Origin of the sequence: Blastococcus atacamensis (genome assembly GCF_002938425.1) — a bacterium.
Classification (GTDB): Bacteria; Actinomycetota; Actinomycetes; order Mycobacteriales; family Geodermatophilaceae; genus Blastococcus; species Blastococcus atacamensis.
This window is the reverse complement of record NZ_POQU01000153.1, coordinates 1-2,541: the sequence shown is the minus strand read 5'-3', so window position 1 is coordinate 2,541 and position 2,541 is coordinate 1. Positions and strand designations below refer to the sequence as shown.

Sequence of the window (2,541 nt, the reverse complement as noted above, 5' to 3'; positions counted from 1 at the left end):
CTGCAGCCACGGGCTGCTGCCGTCGACCGGCTCGTCGTCCAGTGCCAGCCGGACGGGCGCGTCCGCCGACGGCGGCAGGGGCTGGAGCACGACCTCGACGGAGCCGTCCCGGGACCGCAGCACGCGCTCGCGCAGCAGCCCGAGGTCCAGCAGGCGGCCCCGCTCGACGCCGGGCAGGCAGCCGGACGTGGTCGGCGGCGTCCACCACTGCCCGTCCAGCCGCACCGCCAGGGTGGCGATCGTCGTCTCGGTCACCTCGCCCGCAGCATTGACCAGCACCACGTCGTCGGCCCCCGGGTGCCGGAGCGCGGCGGCGAGGTAGGGGTCGCGCCGGGTGGTCTTGTGCTGCAGCCACGGGCTGCTGCCGTCGACCGGCTCGTCGTCCAGTGCCAGCCGGACGGGCGCGTCCGCCGACGGCGGCAGGGGCTGGAGCACGACCTCGACGGAGCCGTCCCGGGACAGCAGCACGCGCACCCGCGCCGGGGTGGTCCGCCCGTCGACCGCCCGGCTGACCGCGCTCCGGACCGCGTCCAGGTCGCAGACGAAGCCGAACCAGTCGGCCGAGTCGGCCATCCGGGCCAGGTGCCGGTCGAGGTTGCGCGGGCCGGTCGCCGGATCGAACGCCAGCGTCTCCAGCAGCTGGTGCTCGGCGGCGTCGTGGATCAGGACGGCGGCCTTCGCGTGCAGCTCGGCCCGCTCCCGCCCGGCGTCGGAGTCCCAGGTGATGCCGCCGCCCGCGCCGTAGACGGCCCGGCCGGTCGACCGGTCGAGGACCACGGTGCGGATGGCGACGTTGAAGCGGGCGCGGAACGGGGCCGAGGGCGGAGCGACCAGGCCCACGGCGCCGCAGTAGACGCCCCGCGGGGACGGCTCGAGCTCGTCGATGAGCTCCATGGTCCGCTGCTTGGGCGCACCGGTGACCGATCCGCAGGGGAACAGCGCCCGGAACAGGTCCAGCAGGCCGGTGCCGGGTCGCACGCGGGCGGTGATCTCGGAGGTCAGCTGCCAGACCGTCGGATAGCGCTCGAGGGCGAACAGCTCGTCGACCCGCACGCTGCCGACCTCGGCGATGCGTCCCAGGTCGTTGCGCAGCAGGTCGACGATCATGAGGTTCTCCGCGCGCTCCTTGGTGCTGGAGAGCAGCCGGCCGGACTGCTCGCGGTCCTCCGCCGTGGTGCGCCCGCGCGCGGCCGTGCCCTTCATCGGCCGGGTGCGGACCTCGTCGCCGGCCCACTCGAAGAACAGCTCGGGGCTGGCGCTGGCCACGACGTGCCGCCCCAGGTCGAGGTAGGCGTTGTGGGCGCCGCGCTGGGCGAGGGCCAGCCGCGCGTACAGCTCCCCGGGATCGCCGGGAGGCGTCGCGCGCAGCCGGTCGGTCAGGTTGCACTGGTAGGTCTCACCGGCGGCGATCCGCTCGCGCACGGTCGCGACGGCGGTGGCGTGCTCGGAGTCGGTGGCGTCCGGTCGCCAGCGGACCGCCTCGGGCGCGGGGCCGGCGGGGGCGACGACGGGGTCCACCGGAACCGGTGCGTCGCAGAGCCCGAACCACACCAGCGGGAGGCCCCCGGCCGCGGCGTCGCCCCCGGGGAGGAGCGGGTCCAGTCCGGATGCCGCCTCGTAGGCCACGTAGCCGAACGCCCAGCTGCCGCGCTCGGTCGCGTCGGAGACCTGCTGCAGCACGTCGGCGACCTGGTCGGGCCGGACCGCGGTCAGCACCTGCCGCGGCGGAGGGCACAGCAGTGCCGTCCCCGCCCGCAGGTCGTCGAACCGCGCCCACGGCCCGGGCATCAGTCGCCGAGCCCCTGCTGGGCCTTCGCCGCGGTCAGGGTGTTGGCCAGCAGCATCGCGATGGTCATCGGCCCGACGCCGCCGGGCACCGGGGTGAGCAGGCCCGCGACCTCCGCCACGGCGTCGTGTTGCACGTCGCCGACCAGGCCGTTCTCGCCGCGGTGGATCCCCACGTCGATGACGGTGGCGCCCGGCCGCACGGCGTCGGGGCCGATCAGGCCGGGGATGCCGGCGGCGACGACGAGGACGTCGGCCCGGCGGCACACCTCGGCGACGTCCTTCGTGCGGGAGTGGCAGGTGGTCACCGTGGCGTGCCGGCCGAGCAGCAGCTGGGCCATCGGCTTGCCCACCAGCGCCGAGCGGCCGACCACGACGGCCTCGGCACCGGCCAGCGCGACGTCGTACTCGTCGAGCAGCCGCAGCACCCCGGCGGGGGTGCAGGGCCGCAGGCCCGGCCGGCCCTGGGCGAGCAGCCCGGCGTTGAGGGTGGTGAGCCCGTCGACGTCCTTCTCGGCCGGGATGCGGGCGACGAGGGCGTCGGAGTCCAGGTGCTTCGGCGTGGGCAGCTGCAGCAGGATGCCCGAGACCGCCGGGTCGGCGGCCAGCTCGTCGAGCAGGGCCTCGGCCTCGGCCTGGCCGACGTCGCCGGGCAGGTGCCGGTGCTGGTCGACCATGCCGGCCTCGACGCTCAGCCGCCGCTTGTTCCGGACGTAGACCTCCGATGCCGGGTCGTCGCCGACCAGGACGGTGGCC

The 2,541-nt window shown here is 76.0% G+C and carries 2 protein-coding genes; both read right to left on the bottom strand.

All coding sequences use genetic code 11. The features are described 5' to 3' along the window. The coding region (pabB, locus tag C5508_RS19130) for an aminodeoxychorismate synthase component I (protein ID WP_104526491.1) at window positions 1–1,788 on the bottom strand (1,788 nt) is incomplete at its 3' end. Continuing rightward, window positions 1,788–2,541: bifunctional 5,10-methylenetetrahydrofolate dehydrogenase/5,10-methenyltetrahydrofolate cyclohydrolase (locus C5508_RS19125; RefSeq protein ID WP_104526490.1), on the bottom strand; the 754-nt coding region annotated here is incomplete at its 5' end. The genes pabB and C5508_RS19125, both read right to left, overlap by 1 nt.